The following is a 24,182-nucleotide window of genomic DNA, read 5'->3' as shown; positions in this document are numbered from 1 at the left end:
AGATGCTTTTTTATACAAATGCCTACTTGTTTGTTCGATAATAAAATAGTTAAATATGTACACCTGTTGTTTGGTGTAATGGGTTTACTGTGGCTTAGCAGTCAAAATAGTTATGCTGTCGGGATATCTGTAAAAAATCTCTCACCAACTGTACAAGGTAAAGCTGCCGACGACGATGAAGAGATTGTAATCACGGCTACACCCAAAGCAAAAGATGCCATCTTTAATTCAGGCAGTAGCATTGTATATGATGTGAAGCTGGAAAGTAAAATTAAAAGTGCACAGGTAGGTACAGTAGGGTATAGCATTACCAGCTTAAGTAATAAGGAAATTACCCAGCATGCGGTTGATGTAAATATTGGCAAGCTATCTACTAAAACCGTATCACTGAAAATACCAAGCCAGCCTTCCGGGTTTTACAAAATCATTATTACCGTAAATGTTACGGATTATGATGATACGGTAAGGCGCGTATTTGGTGTGGAGCCTACTCAAATCCGCTCAGAGCATTCTAAGCCTGCTGATTTTGACCAATTCTGGCAAACTGCAAAAGAAGATTTAGCGGCCGTTAAGCCTGAGTTTAAAACAACCGAGCTGCCTGATTCTTCGCGTGATAACCGCCGGGTGTATGCTATAGAAATGAAATCATTGGGCGGTATTACCGTTCGTGGGTGGATGACTTTACCTAAAACCAATAACAAGCGAAAGAAATTTCCGGTATTGCTAGGCTTGCCGGGTTATCAGGTGAATTTGTTACCCATGTTTGGTTCTGATGAGGATTTAGCCATTGTAGTACTCAACGTACGTGGGCAGGGTAATAGTCGCGACCGGATACGTACCTTACGAGATGACTACATATTTACCGGTATTGAAGATAAAAAGAAGTACGTAATGCGGGGCGCTATTATGGATTGCGTACGCATGATTGATTTTATCTTCACGCAAGATGAACTTGACCATAACAACATTATGGTATCTGGCGGAAGTATGGGCGGGTTTTTATCCATTGCAACAGCTAGTGTAGATCATCGGGTAAAATTGTGTTCTGCACAAAACCCTATTTTATGTGACGTAAAAGCACTGCCTGGTAAAGTAACCTGGCCATTAAAAGATTTTAGTCGGTACATACGTATCAACCGAGGCTTAACGATGGATAAGGTATTAGATAATCTATCGTACTTTGATACCAAAAACTTTGCTACCAATATCAAATGCCCAACCCTGATGGGTATTGGCTTGCTCGATCACCTGGCTCCGCCAGATAATGAATACACGGCATACAATAACCTGAAGGTTAAAAAGCACATGATCATCTTTAGAGATTTAGGTCATGAAGTAGCTGTGTACTATAAAGATTATGAAGGCCGTTGGATGCGTGATACATTTGGTTTATTTTAAATAGGGGTATAAACTATTAATTGTCTGCTTTGATTAAAAAGATACTATCGGTAACTGTATTATTATGCTTGACTGTGGCTTTTAAAGCTTACTGTGGCTGGCCTACCCGGCCGGGCAGGCTCATCATTTCGCCTTCATTCAGCTACTTCAACTCCAGTCAGGATTGGGATTCGGTAGGCCATGTGAATGCAAAACCCAACAATGGCATATTTACCAGCACCAATGTGAGTCTTTTTTCAGAGTATGGTATTTCTCGTCGTATTGCTGCCAACGTAACGCTGCCTTTTATTAGTTACCACCTCAGAAATGATTCCGCACAATATTCTAAAGCAGGTTTGGGTGATGCCGAATTGAGCTTGAAGTTTTATGTAGCCAATATTGGTTACCGTTATTACTTCACGGTGCAAACCACCGGCATTGTGCCTTTATATGGTACCGGCGATTTAGGCTACGGACAACTTGGTACCGAACTACGTTTAGGCCTTTCAGGCGCTGGTAAAATAGGTAGCAAGTTCTACTCACTAAGTTTTGAAAACGGCGTGCGCCAGTATTACGGTAGCAATGCACCTTCACAAGATCGCTATAATGCTTCTTTCGGCTTAACGCTCGATAAAAAGTTTCATGACCAGCTTACCTTAGGTATCTCTGGTATTTACTCTAAAAGTAGTTTAAAAGCTTTTACCAGCAATATTTACACCGCACGCGATTACTCGTTTACGCAGGCCAGCATAAGTTACGGGCATACGTTTAACAGCCACTTATCACTGTTTTTTACAGCCAGTCGGTTTATCATAGGCCGTAACACCAGCGTAGGTAATAATGGTTCGGTTTCGTTAATTTACCATATCGATAACGTATTTGCCCGCAAGGTAGATTACTAGCCGAAAAGCTCTTTAATCTTCTTTTCCCGGTAATTAAAAACGGCAGTAAGCTTTTTGCCTACTAGTATTTTGTTAGCCAAAGTTCCGGCTAAGCCATAAGGTATGGCATAGTTTAAAATATCAGTCATTAGTACGCCGCCAGGCACCTCTTTAAAATGGTGTTGGTGATGCCACAAGGCATAAGGACCAAAACGTTGCTCATCTACAAAATACTGCTTGTCATGCACCTGAGTAATCTCAGTCATCCAGTTCATCTTAATACCGAACAGTGGTGATACCTTGTACGTGATAATCATACCCGCATACATCTTTGTATCTTCACCATAAGGCGAAGTAATCACAAACCGCATATCCGGCGGCGTAATCTTTGATAAATTAAACGGCGACGAAAAAAAGTCCCAAGCTTTATCCAGGCTAATCGGAATGAATTGTTGCCAGCGGCGTTCGTACGTTTTCACGTATAGTCAACAGCCAGGTAAAGCAACTGTTTCGTTGTGGATCAACCTACAGGTTTAATGCACCATTTTATTAGCGCAGTAAGAACTGGCAAAAGCTTCAGGTTTAGCCTTAAATACAAATCCCATACTTAAAATATAACCCATAGCTTCATGCAAGGCTTGATTTGATTTAAACATAGGGTTAGTGTTAATATCAGCATGTACTTCTAAATCGACATCATACAAATCCAGCAAATCGCATAGTTTGTAAGCAATGTCGATAGATTTGTGTACTTCACTCAGCATACGCTCTTTAATGCTCATCTTTTGCGAGGTACGTTCTTGTTGAATATACATGAAACCACCACGCTGTTCGCGCAAAAAAACAATAACGGTAGCAAAGTCGGTCACATCGCCTTTTACCTGCGAGTCGGTACCGATACAAACTTTAAGCTTATTGCCTAAGGTAGTTTCGCGTTCAATAGTATGTTCAACTTCTTCCAGAATAGGGGTACGCAGTATTTCACCGCTAAATTTTCTCCAGGTCATAAAAATGTTTTTTAGTTAGATTTTTTGATGACCTTTTTGGGGTCTATAAAAATAAGCGATATTGATTGACATAAAGATGCATTTAGGATAAATTTTTTGTTAACAGGAGGTTGTTTATCAACAATTCAAGTTGTGTTAACATTAAATGCGTATTTATTTGCATTAATGTTATGGGTTATGCACTTTTAGTAAAAAATTTATATCCTAAAATGAAATCCAATAATTGGTTATGGCTGGCCGCTCCCATGCTGGCACTGGCAGCCTGTTCTCACAAACCAAATCCGGCAGATACGGAGCCTAAGCTTACCGTATTTTTTGATAAATCCGGTATGGACACCACGGTTAAACCTGGCGATAACTTTTTTGATTATGCCAATGGTGCCTGGCTAAAAAAGACTGACATACCTGCTTCTGAAACTGGTTGGGGCTCGTTTAACGTGCTGTACAACAACAACCAGAAACATCTGCACCAGATTCTGGAAGATATATCGGCTCAAGGCAACGATAAAGGAAGCAAAGAGCAAAAGGTGGCCGACTTATACGCAAGTGGTATGGATACCGTAGCTATTGAAAAACTAGGTTACTCACCCGTAAAACCAACCTTAGCTAAAATTAATGCTCTGAAAGATTATAAGGAATTATTGACTTATGTAGCTGATAGCTTTAAAGATGGTGATGGTTACTTGTTAGGCTTTTACGTAGGCCCTGACGATAAAAACAGCACTAAAAATATGCCGCAGTTTGGTCAGTCAGGTTTAGGATTGCCTAACCGTGATTATTACTTCAACCAGGATGAGGCTACTAAAAAGATACGGGCAGCCTACGTTGCTTATATCGCCAAGCTGTTTACCTTATCGGGCACTGATGCAGCTACTGCTGCCAAGAATGCAGATGCCATTATGAAGCTGGAAACTGAATTGGCTAAATCACACTCTACGCCGGTTGAACTACGTGATCCGGTTAAAAACTACAACAAGTTTGCCGTAGCCGATTTGCAGAAACAGGTACCTGACATGGATTTGAAAGATATTTTCAAGCGCATGGGTTTCAATTCTGACAGCGTATTGGTAGGGCAGCCTAAATATTATGTGGCTTTAGATCAGCTCCTGAAATCACAGCCTATTGACGTTTGGAAAAACAAGCTAATCTTTATGGCGCTGAGCACCTCGTCACCTTATTTGAGCAAAGCTTTCCGTGATGCTAATTTTGATTTTTACGGTAAAGCCTTATATGGGCAGAAACAGCAAAAAGAACGTTGGAAAGTGATGGTATCTACCGTTGATCGTGGTTTGGGTGAATTGTTAGGCCAACTGTATGTAGAAAAATACTTTACACCTGAAGCCAAAAAGCGTATCACTGAATTGGTAAATAACCTACAAAGCGTTTATCATGACCGTATCGAGAAGCTGGATTGGATGAGCCCTGAAACCAAGAAAAAAGCAGAAGATAAATTATCTGCCTTTATCAAAAAAATTGGTTATCCAGACCATTGGAAAAAGTACGATGACGTAGATATTGACAAGAACGGTTTCTACGCCAATATGCAGTCGATCTCAAAACACGATTATAAAGAGCAGATTGATAAAGTAGGTAAAAAGGTAGATAGAACAGAGTGGGGCATGACGCCGCCTACTGTGAACGCCTACTATAATCCAGGCTTTAACGAAATTGTATTTCCGGCTGGTATATTACAATTCCCGTTCTTTGATAAGGATGCCGACGATGCCATTAACTATGGTGGTATAGGTATGGTAATTGGCCATGAAATGACCCACGGTTTTGACGATCAAGGTAGCCAATACGACAAAGATGGTAACCTGAAACAATGGTGGACTAAAGAGGATGAAGCTAAGTTTAAAGCTAAAACCAAAGCCGTTGCTACGCAATATGATGGTTATACCGTTTTAGATAACATGCATGTAAATGGCAACCTTACCTTGGGTGAAAACATTGCAGATAATGGCGGTTTAGCTATTGCTTATGCGGCCTTCAAAAAAACTAAGCAAGGACAAAGCAACGAAAAGATTGATGGCTTTACGCCCGATCAGCGTTTCTTCTTATCATTAGCGCAAATATGGAGAAGCAAAAACCGCGATGAAACAGCTCGTATGCGTATCAATACCGATCCGCACTCACCGGCTATGTACCGCGTAAATGGTCCGATATCTAACCTGGATGCTTGGTATAATGCTTTTGGTATTAAACCTGGCGATAAGTTGTACAAGCCAGAAAACCAACGTATTAAAATCTGGTAACTGGTGATTCAGTTACTGAGTTACTAAGTTTTTTCATTAAAAACGCTGCCTTAATGAGCAGCGTTTTTAATTTTCTCAAAGTTTCAATTATTCATTTGGTAATGTATAATTGAAACTCATCCTGACTTAGCCTAATGAATGATAAGATATAAATAACGTTAATCACAATAAAAGCGGTCAGCAAAAATGGATCAACAGGTGGAAGGCTTTTATAATGTTGTTTCCGGGTGCTGTATAAAAACATAACACCCATATTGTAAAAGAACAGAGGCCGTCCCGCAATTTCCTCGCTAATTTTATCGCGGATAGATCGCTTAGTATCTTTAAAATAATAGCCCACACTAAAGTACCTGATCATGATAATGAGGGTGACTAATACAGTAAGGATCAGGTATAGCCAAAGCCATATGAAGTTAGATGCATTAAGCAGTACAACTAGGCTATAAGTAGCCAGTGTAAGCAGTATGGTAAAAATTATTTTAGATGATATGAAGTAAGCTTTTACATAAAACCATTGTTTGCGCAGCATATCCATCATAACTGCTTTATGGCATCTCTTCTCCATATCAGGCAGGCTATTAGCTCCGCCAAAATCATCTTTTAAGATAGTATTTACCGCTTCTTCAAACGAGATGGAATCTGGTTTGGCAGTTAAGGCTGTAAGTACGTGGTCGTACACTTCTTCGTATGTTTCACGGTAACGGAGTATGCTACGCAAGTATTTCTTCAATCCTTCAGCTTGTACAGTAGTATAGGTCATGATAAGGCAGGTTTAATATTTAATAAGGCTTGTAACTGCTGAATAAATGCTTGTGCTTCTTCAAGCTTAATAGTTACATCTTTCTTACCATCTTGCGTAAGGCGGTAATATTTACGCACACGATTATCTACAATCTCTGTATAAGTTTGTAATAGGCCTTCAGCTTCCAGCTTGTGCAGGGCAGGATATAAGGCACCTTGAGTAAGTACCACGGCGCCTTGGGTTAGCTCTTTCACCTTTTGCGTAATTTCATAACCATACATTTGTCCGCTATCTTCCAGTAGCTTTAAAATAATAGTTTGCAATGTGCCTTTAAGCAATGAACTGTTATTCATGTAGCAAAATTATAATTTAATTACATATGTAGCAATCTTACCTATTGATTTTAGGTATGTTGTTAAAAAATGTTAAGGTTGTAATTCACAAAGGCTTATACGCTACCTTAGTGTTGTTAACCTAAAACTCATCTGAAATGAAAGTTGTGGGCATACTGTTGCTGATGGTAATATCTGGTTCGCTACTGCCCCAAGATATTCACGTAACTGTACGAGATAATATCACCCACATGCCTGTTGCACAGGCTACAGTAAAAGCATCCTTTAATACTACGTTAACCGATGCCGAAGGCAAATTTAGTTTACCAAGCTTTCACGCAGGAGACACCGTAAGTATTACTCATGTAGGCTATAAGTCTTATCGTTTGCTGCTTACACGCCAAGTTTTTACGGATACTATACGAGTGTATCTGGAACCAATTTCGGTAGTGCTGAGACCAGTAACCGTAAAAGGTACCCGTAATTACAAAAAAGATTCGATTGCTAACCGGCGAATGTTTGCCTCAGTATTTACCTACAAAGCTCCTACTGTAAAGGATATGTTTATCAACAATGCCAAGCTCGCGTACACGCCTGATAATTACATCAACAATCCTAACAATACGACAACCATCGCCAGTGTGAATCTTTTGCAGGTACTAGGCTTTTTTGGTAAAAAGAAAGCGCCAGTTTCAAAACTGCAAAAAACATTAATTGTGGATGAACAATACAAATATGTAAGCCGTGGATTTTCGCGCCAGCGGGTCATGGCATTAACACCGCTTAAAGGTGATTCGCTGGATAAGTTTATAGATAAATACCGTCCATCAGCAACGCAGATTAAAATGATGACGGATTATGAGCTAATGCTATATATCAAAAATAGTTATACTGAATTTATTAAACCAGAATAAGTACATACCTGTATCACAACACCGCTATGATCAGAAATTACCTTAAAACAGCCTTACGTAACTTACGCAAAAACAAAGCTTTTACGCTGATTAACATTCTGGGCTTGGCTTTAGGTTTAGCTACTTGCTTGCTCATTATGTTTTACGTAGTGGATGAACTAAGTTATGATCGATATAACTCAAACGCCAATCGTATATTCAGGATCAATACCGATATTAAGTTTGGTGGTACTACTTCAGCATTAGCTATAACACCGCCACCTTTAGCAAGTGCTTTGCTAAACAACTTTCCGGAGGTAGAAAAAGCTTGCCGCTTATATCATGATTATGGCGTGCGCATCAAAAAAGATAACAAAAGTGTGCAGGAAGAAAAGGTGGTGTACAGTGATCCCGGCTTGTTTCAGGTATTTACTTTACCCCTAATAGCAGGTAATGCAAAAACAGCTTTATCCGAACCCAATACCATGGTGATTACCCGATCTACCGCATTACGCTACTTTAACCATACGCAAGTGGTAGGGCAAACACTGATGGTTAACGATCAGACACCTTACAAAATAACTGGCGTTATACAGGACATACCTGAACAATCACATTTTCATTTTGACTTCTTTTTATCGCTGGCTTCGCGCCCTGAGAACAAATCAACCAACTGGCTTAATTACAGTTGCAATACTTACGTGCTATTAAAGCCTAATACCGACTATTTGGCATTGAACTCTAAGTTATATGCTTTTATACAAAAAGTAATTCTGGAGAAAGATGCCAACATGGATTTAGATAATCTGAACAAAACGGGCAATTACATCAAAATGAATTTAATACCATTAACCAGCATCCATCTGCAATCTAACCGGCAGTACGAGCTGGGGGTAAACAGCAGCATGCAATACATTTACATATTTTCGGCCATTGCGCTGTTTGTATTGCTGATTGCCTGCATCAACTTCATGAATTTGGCTACGGCACGGTCAGCTAATCGGGCCCGCGAAGTAGGTGTACGTAAAGTATTAGGCTCTTCGCGCAGCAGTTTGGTTGTGCAGTTTATGGCTGAGTCGGTAATTGTAACCTTGGTGGCTACGTTATTAGCAGCAGGTACCGCTTGGTTAATGTTGCCATTGTTTAACCAGGTTTCGGGAAAAAGCTTAGCCGTATCATGGCATGTGGTAGCCGTGTTAATACCAGTACTGTTGTTTGTAGTTTTGCTGGTTGGCAGTTTAGCAGGTGCATACCCTGCTTTCTTTTTATCTGCATTCCAGCCAGTACAGGTACTGAAAGGGAAGTTAGCAACCGGATTCAAAAATAGTGGTTTTCGTAGCTTCTTGGTGGTTTTTCAGTTTGCTATTTCTATATTCTTAATTATAGGTACACTAGTCATTTATCATCAGCTTCAATACATTCAAAACAAAAATCTGGGCTTTAACCGTAGCCAAGTGTTAGTAGTTAAAAATGTACAGATACTCAATCAACAGGCTAAAACTTTTAAGCAGGAAGTAAAGCAGCTTACAGGGGTTGAAAATGCCACTTTAAGCGGCTATATACCTACAGGTAGCAACCGCAACCCTGATGAGATATTTACCACCCAGGTGGCCACACCGAAAAGTGCTACCATTACCGAAATATGGCCTGTTGATGCAGATTATATACCAACCATGAAGATGAGCATGTTACAAGGGCGAAACTTTTCCAAAAGCTTACTAACCGATTCTTCAGGAGTTATTATTAATGAAGCGGCAGCCCGCAGGATAGGAGACCGTATAAATGCACTTGATAAAAAGCTATACTACTTCTCGCCAGTACATAACAAGGAGTTCAGGGTAATTGGGATAGTTAAAGATTTTAATTTTGCTTCGTTGCGTGATAATGTAAGCCCTGTAATAATGGCCTTGGGTGATGATTATGGTGCTTTGAGCGTACGCCTTAACACCACGAACGTACAGGAGTTAGTTGCTAAAATTGAACAACAGTGGAAAGCATTATCACCTAACCAACATTTCGATTACTCGTTTATGGATGCTGATTTTGATGCCTTGTACCGGTCTGAACAGCGCATGGGTAAATTGTTTCTGGCATTTACAATGCTAGCTATTGGTATTGCCTGTTTAGGTTTGTTTGGCCTGGCTGCTTATGCAGCCGAACAGCGTATTAAAGAAATTAGCATCCGAAAAGTGTTAGGTGCAGATGTTAGTGCCATTGTTTTACTGCTATCACGTGATTTTATTAAGCTGGTGATTATTGCTATTTTGATTGCTGCACCATTAGCTTGGTTAGCTATGCACCAATGGTTGCAGGGCTTTGCTTACCGGCAACATATGTCTTGGTGGATATTCTTGTTGGCAGGAACGGGGGCTTTGTTAATTGCTTTTGGTACAGTTAGCTCACAATCAATTAAAGCAGCCGTAGCTAATCCGGTTAAAAGCTTGCGCAGTGAATAAATAAATGAAATGATTGGTATAAAAAGTATGTGTTTAATGACCTTAACAGAATTTTGCTAATTAATTTCATTTAAAACTTGCCTCATTATATCGTGTTAAAACATAAACAGCAAACTATGGCAACGCTAACTTTAAATGCATCGGATAGTACGGACGAAAAAGACTACTTTGAAGTAGCAGCAGGTGTATGGGGAACAAAAATTGTTTTTGTAAATATCTATATGATTGCTACAGACAATAACCAATGGGTGTTGGTAGATGCCGGCCTTAAAGGTTTTGCTGGCAAAATAGAAAAGATGGCGGCCGAGTTGTTTGGCGAAAACAATCCGCCACAGGCTATTATATTAACACACGGCCACTTCGACCATATTGGTGCCTTGAAGCAGTTGCTGGAGGTATGGACTGATGTGCCAGTATATGCTCATCCACTGGAACTTCCTTATTTAACCGGCTTATCGGCTTATCCACCGCCCGACCCTATGGTAGGTGGCGGTTTGATGAGTGCCATGTCTATCCTCTATCCTAAAAAGCCTATTGATTTAGGTAATAGGGTACATGCTTTAGATGAAAACGGTAGCTTACCTTTTCTGCCTGACTGGCATTTTATTTTTACACCTGGCCATGCACCAGGGCATATCTCCCTATTCAGAGGGCGGGATAAACTGTTAATTGCGGGCGATGCGTTTGTAACTACCAAGCAAGAGTCGGCCTTTTCTGTAGCTGCACAGAAAAAAGTAGTATCGGGTCCGCCTAAATATTTTACACCTGATTGGATTGCTGCTGCCGCTTCCGTTAAAAAGTTGCGTGATTTGCATCCGGCAATAGCAGCTACCGGGCATGGTAAACCTATGTATGGACAGGAACTTACTGAGGGGCTAAACTATCTGGTGAGCCATTTTGAGAAGAAGTGGCTAAGCCAAGCCAAGGCCGTTATGTTAAAGAGCCAGCCAAAACTAACAAGCACGGTGTTCAATACGTACCACCTGAGCTTTTTAATCCGGTACTGGCAGCATCAGTAGCTGGCTTACTGGCTATTGGGGTTTATACTCTGGTAAAGAAAGTAAAAAAGTAGGGCTTTAATACATTTGAAGCTTTTAGTAGTTTCTGAACTACTTTATTAATTGTACAACCTTTTAAATTACATATAACATCATACTGAGAACTAGATTCAGCATGATGTTATATGTTATAAAGAAAGCAATAAGCTTTATTGCTTAGCTCTGGTTATTAAAACCCAATCAACTAAAACTTTGGCTTGGCCGGCTTTAATGCGGTTAACGCTGGTTTGTGACAAACCAAAGTATGGTGTAGTTACTTTATTAACTCCGTTAGGGTAACCGCCACCTAAAGCAAAGTTCAGAATAATAAATTTTGGATTGTCATACGCCCAACGGCCATATTTTTTAACCATAGTGCGGGTTACCGTATAAGTTACTTTACCATCTACTTTAAAGATAAGGCTATCGGGTGTCCAATCAACCGAGTACACGTGCCATTGGGTTACATCAGTACCTGCCGGAAAGTGTGCGCGATAGGCAATAGGCGTATCACCAAAATAGCCTGGTCCATGCAATGCATGGCTCACCCATGATGAATCACCTACGGTTTCCATCATATCGATCTCACCGCAATCGGGCCATTTACCTTCTCCTAAGGCCCAAAAGGCTGGCCACATACCGGCACCTGTAGCCATTTTCATGCGTGCTGAGGCTGTACCATAAGTAAACTCAAACTTGGCCTGTGTATTAATGCGGCCAGATAAAAAATCATATTTATGTTGTTCCTTGCTCGTGTATCCCGGATGATAAAGTGCTTTAATAACTAAGGCTCCATTTTTAGCACCTTCGGCAGCTTTACCACGTACCAGGTAAAGGGTAGTAGCCGAATCAACATAAGCCTGCTGCTCATTGTTTACGGTATGGCCCGTAACTTCTACATTCCAGCGATTACGGTTGAGATTTCTTTCATTAAAATCTTCAAATAACAGGGTGTCGGTTTTAGTAACCTTCTTTTGTGCTAATGCGGAGAATGCAAAAAGGCTACTTAACAGCAGTAAACAATAGGTTTTCATGGTATAATAAATAGATATTGCAAAAAAGCAAAATAAACTTAGTGCAACCTACACTATTCCATAAATTATTCTGAGTTAAAGGAGCAACGTTATATAGCTAAATGTTAGCTTATATTGGCTGCTTTAGTTTCCACTTGCGATTCGCCTTCAGAAACTTTCTTTTCTTCCTGCATTTCTCTAGATAAGAAAAAGTTTAACCCTGTTCGAATAACTGCAATAGCACCTAACTTTCCTATTTCCTGCCAGCTAGGTGCAACAGCCGTGGAAAGAATATCTGCGCCTAATTGAAACTCAAGTGCTAAGGCCAGGTAGCGGGCTAGTGTGAGCCGGATGGCATTGAAGTCAGTTTCTTTACCTACCATTAAAGCTTTGGCAAAACGGAACAAAGAAATAGCTGAACCAATACCGATAGTACAGGCGCCGGTAATTTCAACACCCAGCCGCAACCATTGCACCAGGTTCATAATCAGGTTTTCTACTCCCGGAGTCGGATTCATGTTTTATAACTTACTAATTGGATTGGCTGGTACATTTCTGTTAATCAACCATACAGATACTTTTTGTAAAACTACCAATATAACCAGCAGGCCCAAGGCAATCATGAACAAGGGGAGGGTTTTACCAGTAGAAAAAGCAAATGTTAAGGCTGTAGATACAGCTGGCGGATGCATTACACCAACAAGCACCATAAATACAATGGCAAGTACCATAGCCAGTATGGCTGATGTATAACCTGGCCCTACAAGTTTTAAAACGCCAGCCCCAATAAGGGCAGCTGAAACTTGCGCCATTACCAGCGTATAAATGCTATTGGTAGGATGCTGCGGGTCGATATAAATTAAAAAAGCACTGGAAGCCAGCGAAGCAAAAAGCAGATGTTGCTTGCTATAAGCTTCTAATAAGAACAGTACGCCAGCCATGGTTAGGGTAGGCAGTAGTGCCAATGAAACTTCAGTTTTTAAATTGTACCGGTTGCGCATACGTTACATATTACTTTGTTAAGTAATGTTACAACCCGTAAAATGTTTGGTGATGGCGGTAAGACTATTGGTTTTCCGGCATCTCAAAAAATGAGAATGAAGAATGCCCATACCGGCGTTGCTCAGTAAAGTTAGGATGGTTGCTCAAATTTTGCATCGATTGATGTTCCACAATCAGCAAACCGCCGGGCAGCAGCAAGTTTTTATGGAATATTACCTTAGGCAGTTCAGGTATGCGGTTCAAATCGTAAGGTGGGTCGGCAAATATCAGGTTGTAGGTTTCGCTTTCCAGTTCCAGGTATTTGAACACATCAGCCTTAAACGTAGTAATTTGATTTAAGCCATGCTGGCGGGCAGTATCTTTCAGGTAATTGATGCAATGAATGCTACGGTCAATTGCAGTAACGTTTTCTGCATAGCGTGAAGCAAACTCCAGTGCCAGGTTGCCGGTACCGCTAAATAAATCAAGCACTTTAAGCCCCTCCAATTCAATTTGGTTTTGCAGGATGTTAAACAAGGCTTCCTTGGCTAAATCGGTAGTAGGCCTTACCGGCAAATTTTTAGGCGGGTTAAGCCGCAGCCCTTTTAAGCGTCCACCAATGATGCGCATAAGCTTAAAGCAGTAAGTGATAGCAATTGATGGGCTGGTAACAGTTGTGGTATGTTTAAAACGTTAATTGGGCTCAATATCACCCGGCTGAAGAAGGTAGATAAGCGACTGAAATACTGCTCGTCCATTTCAGTCATCCCGCTCAGGAATACACTTAAAGTGCCCGGATCCAGTTTTAGCTGCTTAACAGTAAAGAGCGTGTAGTAAGTTAATTCATCTTCGTGGGTGATTTCATACGTGTTAAAAAGCAATACTTTTCCCTGCCTGAAATACACCAAATCGAACGAATTTACGTTAATATTTATATACAGATTATAGCCTGAAGGATTGCTGCCGGCAATAGCCTGAATCCATCCTGATGGGGCAAAAAGGGCCTTTTGAATATCAAAACGGGCGATAGCCATCATCAGGTTTTCCGTAGTTTTAAAGATAACGCGGTTATCATGGTCAAGTGGTTGGGCCAGTACCGTTTCATGGGGCTGTACATCCAAGTAACGTGCAATGGCGCTTACATCATGGCCATCATACAAAGGTTCGGGTATTAAGGTAAAACCGGTAGCGCACAATCCGGTAATAACTTGGTGGTAAGGTGCGGTAAGTAGGGCATGCAGTTGGTTGGGTTGTGTTAACTCCTGTAAAGGGCATTGCTGAGCCCATACCAAGAGCTTTTCCTGGTTAGTTATAGCCAGCGAAAAGGTTTCTGCATCAATCAGCAGCAGCAGATTGCAGGCGCTGGTTTGCTCATGATTAAAAACTGGATCTGTATAATTTATTAATGTATCGTTCATGAGTAATGAACAAAAGTAACTATTTTTTCATTGTTTTGTGGCAGTACGCTGCCTCATTTTTAAACCATGCCCGCTCAAGAACAGATTAGTAAAGTATTTCAGCATCAGGCTACAGCTCAACAATTGGAGCTATTTAATCAGTTACATCAGTTTTTGCAAAGCAACAACGGTTACGAATGCTTTTTATTGAAAGGCTACGCCGGTACGGGCAAAACTACCGTGCTGAGCGCGCTGGTAAAAGCGTTGCGGGCTTATGGTCTGAAATCAGTATTACTGGCACCTACCGGTAGGGCCGCTAAGGTAATTACTGGTTATTCGGGCCGTAAAGCTTTTACTATCCACAAGCGCATATACCGTAAAAAGTCGGCCATGAACATTGATGAATCCTTTGTGTTGTCGGCAAATACATCCGAAAATACCTTGTTTATTGTTGATGAATCATCCATGATATCGGATGATTTGAGCGGAAATAATAATGAAACTCTGCTGCGCGATTTGGTTGATTATGTTTATAACTTCAAAAATTGCAAGCTGATGCTGGTGGGAGATACAGCCCAGTTGCCGCCAGTAGGTTCAGTGTACAGTCCGGCGTTGGATGCTCAGATACTTAAAGATGAGTTCGGCTTGGAAATTTTTAGTTATGAACTCACTGAGGTATTGCGGCAGCAAAAAAACTCGGGCATACTGCATAATGTAACGTCGGTACGTGAAATTATCCGGCGTGAAGAAGAGAGCATTCCTCAAATTGTGACTAAGGGCTATAAGGATGTGTATCGTATGCGTGGCGATAGGCTGGAAGAAGGGCTGAACTACGCTTACCACAAGTATGGTCATGAAAGTTCGTTGGTGATATGCCGGTCAAACAAAAATGCTAACCTGTATAATCGGCAGATACGCAACCGTATTTTAATGCGGGAAGAGGAGCTGACCGGCGGCGACCAGATTATGGTGGTGCGTAACAATTACTTTTGGATGCAGGAGCATGAAGAAGATAGTACCGGGTTTATAGCTAATGGTGATATAGCGCGTATTAAGAAAGTACGGCGCTTTGAAGATATGTATGGCTTCAGGTTTGCCGATGTGCAACTGGAGTTTATTGATTATGCAGAAGATCCGGTGATTGAATGTAAAGTATTACTGGATGCTTTGTACTCAGATGCACCAGCATTGCAACCTACTGATCAGAAAAGGTTTTTTCTGGAGGTGATGAAAGATTATGAGCATTTATCAAGCCGGAGAGCCAAGCTTAAAGAACTGAAATTGAACCCTTATTACAATGCCCTACAAATTAAATTTGCCTATGCAGTGACTTGCCATAAAGCTCAAGGCGGCCAATGGGAAGCAGTATTTGTTGACCAGGGATATTTAACCGATGAAATGGTAAATACCGACTTTTTACGTTGGTTTTATACGGCTTGCACTCGTGCAACTACCGAATTGTTTTTGGTTAACTTTAACGATAAGTTCTATCAAACGCCGGCTGAAGATTAAAAAGGCATGTGGTCATGAATGTGCGTATAGTAATGTTCCCGATCTTTAATGGTAAAGAAAATAGAAATCAATAAAGGCACAATTGAAAATATAAAAAGTATAGTATTAAATACCTTTTTCATAAATTAAGTAATGGTGATTTTATAATGGTTAATTGGTTGATTATGTCAATTAATTATTAAAATTTATACCAATATTTACATGTATGAGTGGAAAGTTGAAATTTTATTACTTGATACTTAGTATTGATTGTAACTCAACACAGAATGTTGGAAGAAGCTGTTTAGCTAAAAATAAAAGTTGACAACTTGAGTGTATATTAAGCAGCACAATGTATGCAAGCATGTACATTGTTCTAGTACACAAAGTACTACTATTAACAAGTGTTATGCAGGTTGTGGAAGCTGTATTTTGAAGGAGGAGCCTTGGTTTTCGGTACTGCTTACTTCAATTTTGCCGTGATGATTTTCAACAATTTGCCGCACAATGCTCAAACCCAATCCGGTTGATTGTTCTCCCCGAATACCGGTACGCCCAGCTTTTGAAAAACGATCAAAAATATAAGGCAGCATGTGTTGAGGAATACCCATACCGTAATCTTTTACCTCAATGTAAATATACTTATTCTGCTGATGCAGGTGTATCTCAATCTTGCCACCATCAACCGAAAACTTCATGGCGTTACTTACCAAATTATCTATCACCCGATGAAACTTTTCAGGATTAATATCGGCATAAAGCGGGTAATCGGGCGCTATAAAAACTACTTCATTGCTGTTTTTGCGGCTGTTCCAGTCCTTTACAAAGCTTAGCAGTAATTCATTCACATCCAAATGAACCAGTTCCATTAAACTTGGGTCTTCATTACGTGCCACATCCAACAAATCATTAATAATCGTTCGGGCTTTTACACAGGATGCTTTAATCATATTAACGTTATCCTGCATATCATCATCCAACTCATCCAGCTCCATCATCATGGTTAATGATTCAATAGCACCTATGGGGTTGCGTAAATCATGAGCGACCATACCCAAAACCTCAGTTTTGAACCGGCTGGCTTTTTCAATCTCGCTATTCTTCTGGGTAATTTCGTTCAGGTGATTATAATGGTTGGCTTTAAAGGTATAGATGTAGCGCGAAATAAGATAAAACGTACTCAGTACAATAATCGATGTAATTTCATTATAAATGCGTTCGGCCGCATCATGCTTTACATAAAAAAGGAAGATGGTAAAAAAAGCGCCTGTGGTTATAGTAAGCAACAGTGCATGCAGGTACTCAAACACGCATAATACACTAATGCTTAACAAGCCAATTAAGTAAAGCGTTAAGGTGTTGCGCGGGTTGTGCATGGCAATAAAACTGCATACCATACCACTTAAAATGATGTATAAGGCAAAGGCCAGCGTAAAGGATAATGTTAAAACAGTTGCCTTACTTTTATGCCTGTAGTTTTTGATTAAGGCTTGGCTCCCTATAAAAAACAATGGCGTAATGCTTACAAATATCCAGTTGGTAATATTATAAGGTACTATGTTAGGAGCATGCCTGAATCCTTCAGGAAAAAGTATATAAAATAACCGTATGCCGGCATTCAGAATAAAAAATACCAAGCTGCCATTACGTATAGCTTCCAGATTTTGCAGCGTATAATAATTCTGGAAATCAGTATAGCAAGGCGAATATATTTTTTTGAAAAAAAACGATTTCAATAGTTATTAACTTGATGTATCAAAAATATAGGTTTTCTAACAACCTGAACTAAGTTATAAGATAAATATTTTTAATCATCAATCGATTAATTAGAGTACGTTCTTATATAACTTACTCTAATTAACATCTTTAATAGTGAAGATATAAGTTAATATGAAAAATATCAGCACTAATAATGATAACAAGCCTGTAAATATCTTTTTCATGGTTTCATAAGGGTAGATATTGTTTCTACGCTTAACTAAGCCATATTGTTTTTTATATTTCATAAGCTGACTATAGTGGTTCGGATATGTTGTCAAAATGGCTGTGAACTTTGTTTTTGCCTGACTTTTTTTCATTAAAGCAGTTGTGGCAAATAATTTGAATAGTATAGTGTACCATGAATTTTAACAACTTTACCATCAAAGCACAGGAAGCCGTGCAAAAGGCTTCTGAAATTGCAACCGGTAATCAGCAGCAGGCTATTGAGAATGCTCATTTGCTGAAAGGTTTGTTACTGGTTGATGAAAACATCATCAGCTATTTGCTGAAAAAACTGAATGTAAACATCAGCCGCTTACATACTACTTTGGATGAGCAAATTGCTTCATTCCCGAAGGTAAGTGGCAGTAATGTTTATTTATCATCAAACACTAATAGTGCTTTGCAGAAAGCACAGAGCTATTTAAAAGAATTTAAAGACGAGTTTGTATCAGTAGAGCACATTTTGCTCGGGATACTTTCTGTTAATGATAAAACCAGTAGTGCCCTGAAAGATTATGGCGTTACTGAAAAAGATTTAAAAACGGCTATTATAAGCTTGCGTGGCGATAGCAAAGTAACTGGCCAAAATGCTGAAGCTACATATAATGCTTTAAACAAATATGCTCGTAACCTGAATGAATATGCTGAGTCAGGTAAGTTAGATCCGGTAATTGGTCGTGACGAAGAAATACGTCGGGTAATACAAATTTTGTCACGTCGTACTAAAAACAACCCGGTACTAGTAGGTGAGCCTGGTGTAGGTAAAACTGCTATTGCTGAAGGTATTGCCTTCCGAATTATTAAAGGCGATGCGCCCGAAAACTTGAAAACCAAAACCGTGTACTCGTTGGATATGGGGGCGCTGGTTGCCGGTGCCAAATACAAAGGTGAGTTTGAAGAGCGCTTAAAAGCCGTAGTAAACGAGGTGATTAAAAGTGATGGCGAAATCATCTTGTTTATTGACGAGATACATACCCTGGTAGGTGCAGGTGGGGGAGAAGGCGCTATGGATGCTGCCAATATTCTGAAACCAGCCCTAGCCCGTGGCGAATTGAGAGCTATTGGTGCTACTACCTTGAATGAGTATCAGAAGTATATTGAAAAAGATAAAGCGTTAGAGCGCCGTTTTCAACGCGTAATGGTGGAAGAGCCAGACGCTGCTGATGCGATATCGATATTACGTGGTTTGAAAGAACGTTACGAGGCTCACCACAAAGTTCGCATCAAAGATGAAGCTATAATTGCTTCGGTTGAAATGTCGCAACGTTACATTGCCGACCGCTTTTTACCTGACAAAGCTATTGACTTAATGGACGAGGCTGCTTCTAAACTGCGTTTAGAAATGAATTCGGTGCCCGAAGCGGTGGATGAGTTGGAACGCCGCATTATGCAGCTGGAAATTGAGCGCGAAGCTATCAAACGCGAAAACGATGAACGTAAGGTGCAAGACCTGAGCGAGGAAATTGCTAACCTGTCTGCCGAGCGCGACTCGTTGCGGGCTAAATGGCAAAGCGAAAAAGATTTGGTAGATGGCATTAACCTGAAAATTGAAGCTATTGAAGCCTACAAACTGGAAGCTGAACAAGCCGAACGTGCTGGTGATTATGGCAAAGTAGCCGAATTGCGCTACGGCCGCATCCGTGAAGCACAGGAGGAAGTAGAGAAACTGAAAGATGCTTTAAAGACTAACCAGACCGACAGCCGGATGCTGAAAGAAGAAGTTACTGCTGATGATATTGCCGGTGTGGTATCACGCTGGACAGGTGTTCCGGTAAGTAAAATGATTCAGAGCGAGCGCGAGAAGTTGCTGCATCTGGAAGAGGAACTACATAAACGTGTAGCTGGTCAGGAAGAAGCTATTGAGGCGATTAGTGATGCGATACGTCGTAGTCGTGCGGGCTTGCAGGATAAACGCAGACCAATTGGATCGTTCATTTTCTTGGGAACTACCGGTGTTGGTAAAACTGAGTTAGCTAAAGCCTTGGCCGAGTTTCTGTTCAATGATGAACAATCAATGGTACGTATTGATATGTCAGAGTATCAGGAGCGCCATGCCGTAAGCCGGTTAATTGGTGCGCCTCCGGGCTACGTAGGCTATGATGAAGGCGGTCAACTGACCGAAGCTGTGCGTCGTAAACCTTACAGTGTAATTTTGCTGGATGAGATTGAAAAAGCTCACCCGGATGTGTTTAATATCTTATTACAAGTGCTGGATGATGGCCGCTTAACGGATAACAAAGGTCGGGTGGTAAACTTCAAGAATACTATAGTAATCATGACCTCAAACATCGGCTCGCATCTAATTCAGGAAAACTTCCAGAATTATGATGAGTACGATAAAGAAGAAGTGATTGCCAAAACCAAAAGCCAGTTGTTTGATTTGCTGAAACAAACCATACGTCCGGAGTTTTTGAACCGTATTGATGAAATCATCATGTTTACTCCGCTGGGCCGTGATGAAATCAATGATATTGTGAAGCTACAGTTTAGAGGCTTACAAAGCACCTTAAGCGAAATGGGTATCCACATGGATGCATCGGCCGAAGCTTTAGATTGGCTGGCTCAGTTAGGTTACGACCCGCAGTTTGGTGCTCGTCCGCTGAAAAGAGTTATTCAAAAGAAAATTCTGAATGAGTTGTCTAAACAGATTCTGGCCGGTAAAGTGGATAAAGATACCCACATCAAGCTGGATATATTTGATAACCAATTCGTGTTCTTAAACGAATAATCTTCTGAAAATTTTCTTAACCGAATTATTAATACTGGTGTTAAAAAAGGGAGCTGCCTACGGACAGCTCCCTTTTTAGTTAAAGCCATTAGTGCCTTGCTTTTACCTGTGTATTATCGCACCTTTACTAAAACTTATCTATGGAACAGTTATTTAATGCCTTGCTGATTACTGAACAGGATGGCATGTATGTGAAAGAAATCAAGCAAGTAAATACCAATCAGTTACCTGATAATGATTTGCTGATTCGGGTTAAGTACTCTTCCATTAACTTTAAAGACGCCTTATCGGCCACAGGCAATAAAGGTGTTACCAAGAAATACCCGCATGTGCCGGGTATTGATGCGGCTGGTGTAATTGTACAATCAAAAGTGCCGGAGTTTGCTGTAGATACAGAGGTGTTAGTTACCGGGTTTGACTTGGGCATGAATACCTGGGGTGGTTTCGGCGAATACATTAGCATACCAGCTAGTTGGGCAGTTGCCTTGCCCGACGGCTTATCTATGCAGGAAGCTATGTGCTTTGGTACAGCTGGCCTTACCGCTGCTTTATCGGTACAGGCCTTGTTAAAAGCAAGGTTGGTACCAGCTACAGGCAAAGTGGCGGTAAGCGGTGCAACGGGTGGAGTAGGTAGTATGGCTGTTGCTATTTTAGCAAAGCTGGGTTTTGATGTTACTGCAGTATCAGGCAAAGAGGAAGATGGGTTTTTAATAGATACCTTGGGTGCGCAAAGCGTTATTACCCGCGAATCGTTTACGCAGCGTTACAACAGCAAACCTTTAACTACCCCTGCATTTGCAGCTGGTATCGATACTGTTGGCGGTGCTATCCTGTCGGCTATGTTAAAGGCTACGCACTATGGCGGAACAGTTACCTGCTGCGGTATGGTAGCTTCGGCCGATTTAAATACCAGTATATTCCCATTTATACTCAGGGGAGTTAGCCTGGTTGGTATTGATTCCGTACAGGCACCTATGCAGCTACGCCAGTACTTGTGGCAACAATTGGCTACTGATTGGAAACCTGCCAATCTGCATGCTTTGATTCAGGAAATATCATTAACGCAGTTACCCGAAAAGTTGGACGCTATTTACCAGGGCAAAGCTAAAGGCCGCTATGTTTTAAAACATAATACTGATAGTTAGCAGTGCTGTTAACAGCTGAAAAAATGTGCTTACAGTTATACGATAATTTATATGAGTGTATCTGTAAGTTTGAGCATATTGCTACCAGGCAGATTGAAAAACGTGTATTAAAATTACGAGATAGGTACTTCCCTGCACAAACATCTAACTTACTGGTGCATGTCCCAGCATAACAGGATAACATGCTATATATTGTGTAACGATACATCCATAAAATTTCCTAATTTATTTGGACTACTTCTAAATAGTGTTAAATTTGTCGGTGATGGCTGCGGCGAAATTGGCAATTAGTTCTACTTATACATATACTGAGGTGTTCAGTACGCCATGCGGTGCTGTTTACCAAAGCGATCGTGAAGGATGTTGGTATATTGATTTTGCAGGCAAGCTGGTTCGGTTTGATTACCGTAGCTTGTTAAAGTTAAAAAAGTCAATTTACCGGGTAGATATAGAGCAATTGTTACTGGATACCAGTAAATCGCCCGAAATTGAACTGGTATTTATTTGTGCCTGCAACCATTGTTATTTGCTTAATCTATTGCAAATCATTTCGCTAAAACAACTGCTGGAGGGTACATTTGCTATGCTGGAGCTTAACCAGATTATTCACGACCGATTGTACCGTACGGTTGTTTAATTTACTAAACATTACCGCCACATAGCTTAATTAGATTTATTTCATATTACGCTTATTTTTCATAGTTTATATAAGTAGCACTATTATTGTACAAGATATTTTGTACAATAATTAGAATTATACATTATGAAAGATATAATGCGCATCAAATGTCTGCTATCGGAAGATATAGAGTCACTTTTAAACCAACAGATTAAAAAAGAAGCTCATTCATCATCACTGTACCTGGCTATGGCTTCGTGGTGCAACCGTAATGGATTTGATTACTCGTCAGAATACTTTTTCAAACAATCGGATGAAGAACGTTATCATCAACTGAAGCTATACAAATATGTATTAGATATGGGTGGTACAGCAATATCACCTGAAATCAATAATATTAAACAAGAATTTAACTCCTTCCGTGAAGTATTTGAAGATGCTTTGGAGCAGGAAGTAGCCATTACCCAATCATTCAAAAACATTGCTGCGGCTTGTATGCGTGAGCAGGACTTTGTCACTTTTGAATTCCTGAATTGGTTCATGAAAGAACAACGCGAAGAAGAGTACAAAGCACGACGTGCGCTGGAGTTGTTTGAGGTGATTGGCGAAGAAGGCACCGGCCGCTGGGAAATTGACAAGCACGTTAATAAGATTAAATACGATAGCGAAACCGCAGGCGAATAAAAATTCAAAAGCCGGAACCTTAAATTTCCGGCTTTTTTTATGCTATATAATAGTTGATATTTAAGCCTGATTACCCAATATATAAGCAACATGTTGCTTATATATACGTATGAAGCTGTAAAGTAAGAAAAGGATCAATAAGTTTATAGGCTTAACCATAGGTTAATTAATGATACTTGTATGACTTGTATATTAATAAAACCTGATTATATTTGTAATACAAAATCGCTTATAAATCTTCCCGAAATTATTTGAGTATACCTTTTACTTACTAACTAGTTTAAACTAATCAACATTATATGAGAAGAAGTTTTTGGTGGTCTGCAAGTATACTTTTAATTCTGACTGTTGTAATTACCAGTTGGAGAACAGCTACAGCACACAAGTCAGTTTCGGCTGCTGCATCTGCTAAGCTGAGCATGAAGAAATTAACCGCTACTACAGCTTTCGTTACCTATGTGAACGATATCTATAAAGCTGCTGACTTAGCTACTTCAGGTTTAGATTACACTGTTTTTCAAAAAGCGCTTACTGGTTATTATAACTTGAAAGGTGAAAACAAGTTAGCTGATAATAGCAGTGTTATTACCATTGTTGATTTTGACAAATCAAGTTCTTCTAAACGTATGTGGATTGTGGATGTGCTAAAACGCCAATTGGTATTAAATACCTGGGTAGCTCACGGTCAAGGTAGTGGTGATTTGTTTGCCAACCGTTTTTCTAACAATGCCGATTCACATGAAAGCAGCTTAGGCTTTTACGTAACTGATGATGTTTACATGGGTAAACATGGCCGTTCATTACACTTGGATGGTATGGATAAAGGTTTTAACAGCAATGCTCGTTCACGTGCCATCGTTTTACACTCAGCTGCATACGTTTGCCAAAGTACTATCAATCAAATAGGTAGATTAGGCCGTAGCTTTGGTTGCCCTGCTGTATCTCCTGAAGTGTCCAACCAAATTATTGACCTCATTAAAGGCAAAAATATGTTGTACATTCATGCTAATAACAATGCTTATAATTCAAAATATCTGAACGACAATTTTATGGCTCAGTTTGCTTCACCGGTAAATGAGTCTTTAACTCAGGTATCAAAAGCAGTAATGTAGTTTTAATATTATCTCTATAAAAAAAGAGCCTGATTGATTATCAATCAGG

23 protein-coding genes are annotated in these 24,182 nt (G+C 40.1%); 12 read left to right on the top strand and 11 right to left on the bottom strand.

Annotated elements, in window-relative coordinates:
• The first annotated feature begins 30 nt into the window (after nt 1-30).
• Nucleotides 31-1,398 (top strand): acetylxylan esterase, encoded by a 1,368-nt coding sequence (locus HH214_RS03670; RefSeq protein ID WP_169606058.1) that lies wholly within the window; start codon nt 31-33, stop codon nt 1,396-1,398.
• Between the two features lie 29 nt (nt 1,399-1,427).
• Nucleotides 1,428-2,279: a hypothetical protein gene (locus HH214_RS03665; RefSeq protein ID WP_169606057.1), complete on the top strand. Its 852-nt coding sequence runs from the start codon at nt 1,428-1,430 to the stop codon at nt 2,277-2,279.
• Here HH214_RS03665 and HH214_RS03660 read toward each other — a convergent pair.
• Together HH214_RS03660 and HH214_RS03655 are read right to left on the bottom strand one after the other, a co-directional pair.
• Nucleotides 2,276-2,737 (bottom strand): SRPBCC family protein, encoded by a 462-nt coding sequence (locus tag HH214_RS03660; RefSeq protein WP_169606056.1) that lies wholly within the window; start codon nt 2,735-2,737, stop codon nt 2,276-2,278. The genes HH214_RS03665 and HH214_RS03660 overlap by 4 nt on opposite strands.
• Nucleotides 2,738-2,791: 54 nt before the next feature.
• Nucleotides 2,792-3,265: a ribonuclease H-like YkuK family protein gene (locus HH214_RS03655; RefSeq protein ID WP_169606055.1), complete on the bottom strand. Its 474-nt coding sequence runs from the start codon at nt 3,263-3,265 to the stop codon at nt 2,792-2,794.
• A 209-nt stretch (nt 3,266-3,474) separates the two neighbouring features.
• Between HH214_RS03655 and HH214_RS03650 the strand changes: the two genes are divergently transcribed.
• Nucleotides 3,475-5,520, top strand: coding sequence for a M13 family metallopeptidase (locus HH214_RS03650; RefSeq protein WP_169606054.1), 2,046 nt, complete (start codon nt 3,475-3,477; stop codon nt 5,518-5,520).
• 91 nt (nt 5,521-5,611) lie between these two features.
• On the opposite strand, the gene HH214_RS03645 is transcribed toward HH214_RS03650, so the two are convergent.
• Together HH214_RS03645 and HH214_RS03640 are read right to left on the bottom strand one after the other, a co-directional pair.
• Nucleotides 5,612-6,280, bottom strand: coding sequence for a hypothetical protein (locus HH214_RS03645; RefSeq protein WP_169606053.1), 669 nt, complete (start codon nt 6,278-6,280; stop codon nt 5,612-5,614).
• Complete coding sequence (locus HH214_RS03640; protein WP_169606052.1) at nt 6,277-6,615, bottom strand: PadR family transcriptional regulator; 339 nt, start codon at nt 6,613-6,615, stop codon at nt 6,277-6,279. The genes HH214_RS03645 and HH214_RS03640 overlap by 4 nt, the downstream gene beginning before the upstream one ends.
• 137 nt (nt 6,616-6,752) lie before the next feature.
• Here HH214_RS03640 and HH214_RS03635 point away from each other — a divergent pair, with 137 nt between their 5' ends.
• The 3 genes from HH214_RS03635 (at nt 6,753) to HH214_RS03625 (ending at nt 10,962) form a co-directional block, all read left to right on the top strand.
• On the top strand, nt 6,753-7,508 hold the full coding sequence (locus tag HH214_RS03635) for a peptidase associated/transthyretin-like domain-containing protein (RefSeq protein WP_169606051.1): 756 nt from the start codon (nt 6,753-6,755) through the stop codon (nt 7,506-7,508).
• Nucleotides 7,509-7,534: 26 nt separating this feature from the next.
• On the top strand, nt 7,535-9,943 hold the full coding sequence (locus HH214_RS03630) for an ABC transporter permease (protein ID WP_169606050.1): 2,409 nt from the start codon (nt 7,535-7,537) through the stop codon (nt 9,941-9,943).
• 116 nt (nt 9,944-10,059) lie between these two features.
• Nucleotides 10,060-10,962: an MBL fold metallo-hydrolase gene (locus HH214_RS03625; protein WP_211166301.1), complete on the top strand. Its 903-nt coding sequence runs from the start codon at nt 10,060-10,062 to the stop codon at nt 10,960-10,962.
• A gap of 188 nt (nt 10,963-11,150) precedes the next feature.
• On the opposite strand, the gene HH214_RS03620 is transcribed toward HH214_RS03625, so the two are convergent.
• The 5 genes from HH214_RS03620 to HH214_RS03600 form a co-directional block, all read right to left on the bottom strand.
• A complete protein-coding gene (locus HH214_RS03620; RefSeq protein WP_169606049.1) occupies nt 11,151-12,014 on the bottom strand; it encodes a glycoside hydrolase family 16 protein in 864 nt (287 codons plus the stop codon).
• 104 nt (nt 12,015-12,118) lie between these two features.
• A complete protein-coding gene (locus HH214_RS03615) occupies nt 12,119-12,511 on the bottom strand; it encodes a DUF1622 domain-containing protein (protein ID WP_169606048.1) in 393 nt (130 codons plus the stop codon).
• Nucleotides 12,512-12,514: 3 nt separating this feature from the next.
• Nucleotides 12,515-12,994: an HPP family protein gene (locus tag HH214_RS03610; RefSeq protein ID WP_169606047.1), complete on the bottom strand. Its 480-nt coding sequence runs from the start codon at nt 12,992-12,994 to the stop codon at nt 12,515-12,517.
• A gap of 64 nt (nt 12,995-13,058) precedes the next feature.
• Nucleotides 13,059-13,604 (bottom strand): 16S rRNA (guanine(966)-N(2))-methyltransferase RsmD, encoded by a 546-nt coding sequence (rsmD, locus tag HH214_RS03605; RefSeq protein ID WP_169606046.1) that lies wholly within the window; start codon nt 13,602-13,604, stop codon nt 13,059-13,061.
• Nucleotides 13,580-14,392: a DUF3822 family protein gene (locus tag HH214_RS03600; RefSeq protein WP_169606045.1), complete on the bottom strand. Its 813-nt coding sequence runs from the start codon at nt 14,390-14,392 to the stop codon at nt 13,580-13,582. Before HH214_RS03600 ends, rsmD begins: the two co-directional genes overlap by 25 nt.
• A gap of 66 nt (nt 14,393-14,458) precedes the next feature.
• Between HH214_RS03600 and HH214_RS03595 the strand changes: the two genes are divergently transcribed.
• On the top strand, nt 14,459-15,883 hold the full coding sequence (locus HH214_RS03595) for an ATP-dependent DNA helicase (RefSeq protein WP_169606044.1): 1,425 nt from the start codon (nt 14,459-14,461) through the stop codon (nt 15,881-15,883).
• On the opposite strand, the gene HH214_RS22210 is transcribed toward HH214_RS03595, so the two are convergent.
• Nucleotides 15,880-16,005: a hypothetical protein gene (locus tag HH214_RS22210; RefSeq protein WP_256367683.1), complete on the bottom strand. Its 126-nt coding sequence runs from the start codon at nt 16,003-16,005 to the stop codon at nt 15,880-15,882. The genes HH214_RS03595 and HH214_RS22210 overlap by 4 nt on opposite strands.
• Before the next feature lie 264 nt (nt 16,006-16,269).
• Entirely contained in the window at nt 16,270-17,598 is a 1,329-nt protein-coding gene (locus HH214_RS03590) for a sensor histidine kinase (protein WP_169606043.1), read from the bottom strand.
• Nucleotides 17,599-17,981: 383 nt separating this feature from the next.
• Between HH214_RS03590 and clpB the strand changes: the two genes are divergently transcribed.
• From clpB to HH214_RS03565, 5 genes are all read left to right on the top strand, one after another.
• A complete protein-coding gene (clpB, locus tag HH214_RS03585) occupies nt 17,982-20,573 on the top strand; it encodes an ATP-dependent chaperone ClpB (protein ID WP_169606042.1) in 2,592 nt (863 codons plus the stop codon).
• Between the two features lie 140 nt (nt 20,574-20,713).
• Nucleotides 20,714-21,718 (top strand): YhdH/YhfP family quinone oxidoreductase, encoded by a 1,005-nt coding sequence (locus HH214_RS03580; RefSeq protein ID WP_169606041.1) that lies wholly within the window; start codon nt 20,714-20,716, stop codon nt 21,716-21,718.
• Between the two features lie 265 nt (nt 21,719-21,983).
• Nucleotides 21,984-22,355, top strand: a complete 372-nt coding sequence (locus HH214_RS03575) for a hypothetical protein (protein ID WP_169606040.1) — start codon at nt 21,984-21,986, stop codon at nt 22,353-22,355.
• 126 nt (nt 22,356-22,481) lie between these two features.
• Nucleotides 22,482-23,021 carry a ferritin gene (locus tag HH214_RS03570; RefSeq protein ID WP_169606039.1) on the top strand — a complete coding sequence of 180 codons (540 nt, stop codon included), beginning with the start codon at nt 22,482-22,484 and terminating at the stop codon, nt 23,019-23,021.
• Between the two features lie 299 nt (nt 23,022-23,320).
• Nucleotides 23,321-24,133, top strand: coding sequence for a murein L,D-transpeptidase catalytic domain family protein (locus tag HH214_RS03565; protein WP_248282196.1), 813 nt, complete (start codon nt 23,321-23,323; stop codon nt 24,131-24,133).
• Nucleotides 24,134-24,182 lie beyond the last annotated feature (49 nt).

It is taken from the genome of Mucilaginibacter robiniae (assembly GCF_012849215.1).
Lineage (GTDB): Bacteria > Bacteroidota > Bacteroidia > Sphingobacteriales > Sphingobacteriaceae > Mucilaginibacter > Mucilaginibacter robiniae.
The sequence above is the reverse complement of the archived record's forward strand: the minus strand, read 5'-3'. Positions and strand labels throughout refer to the sequence as shown.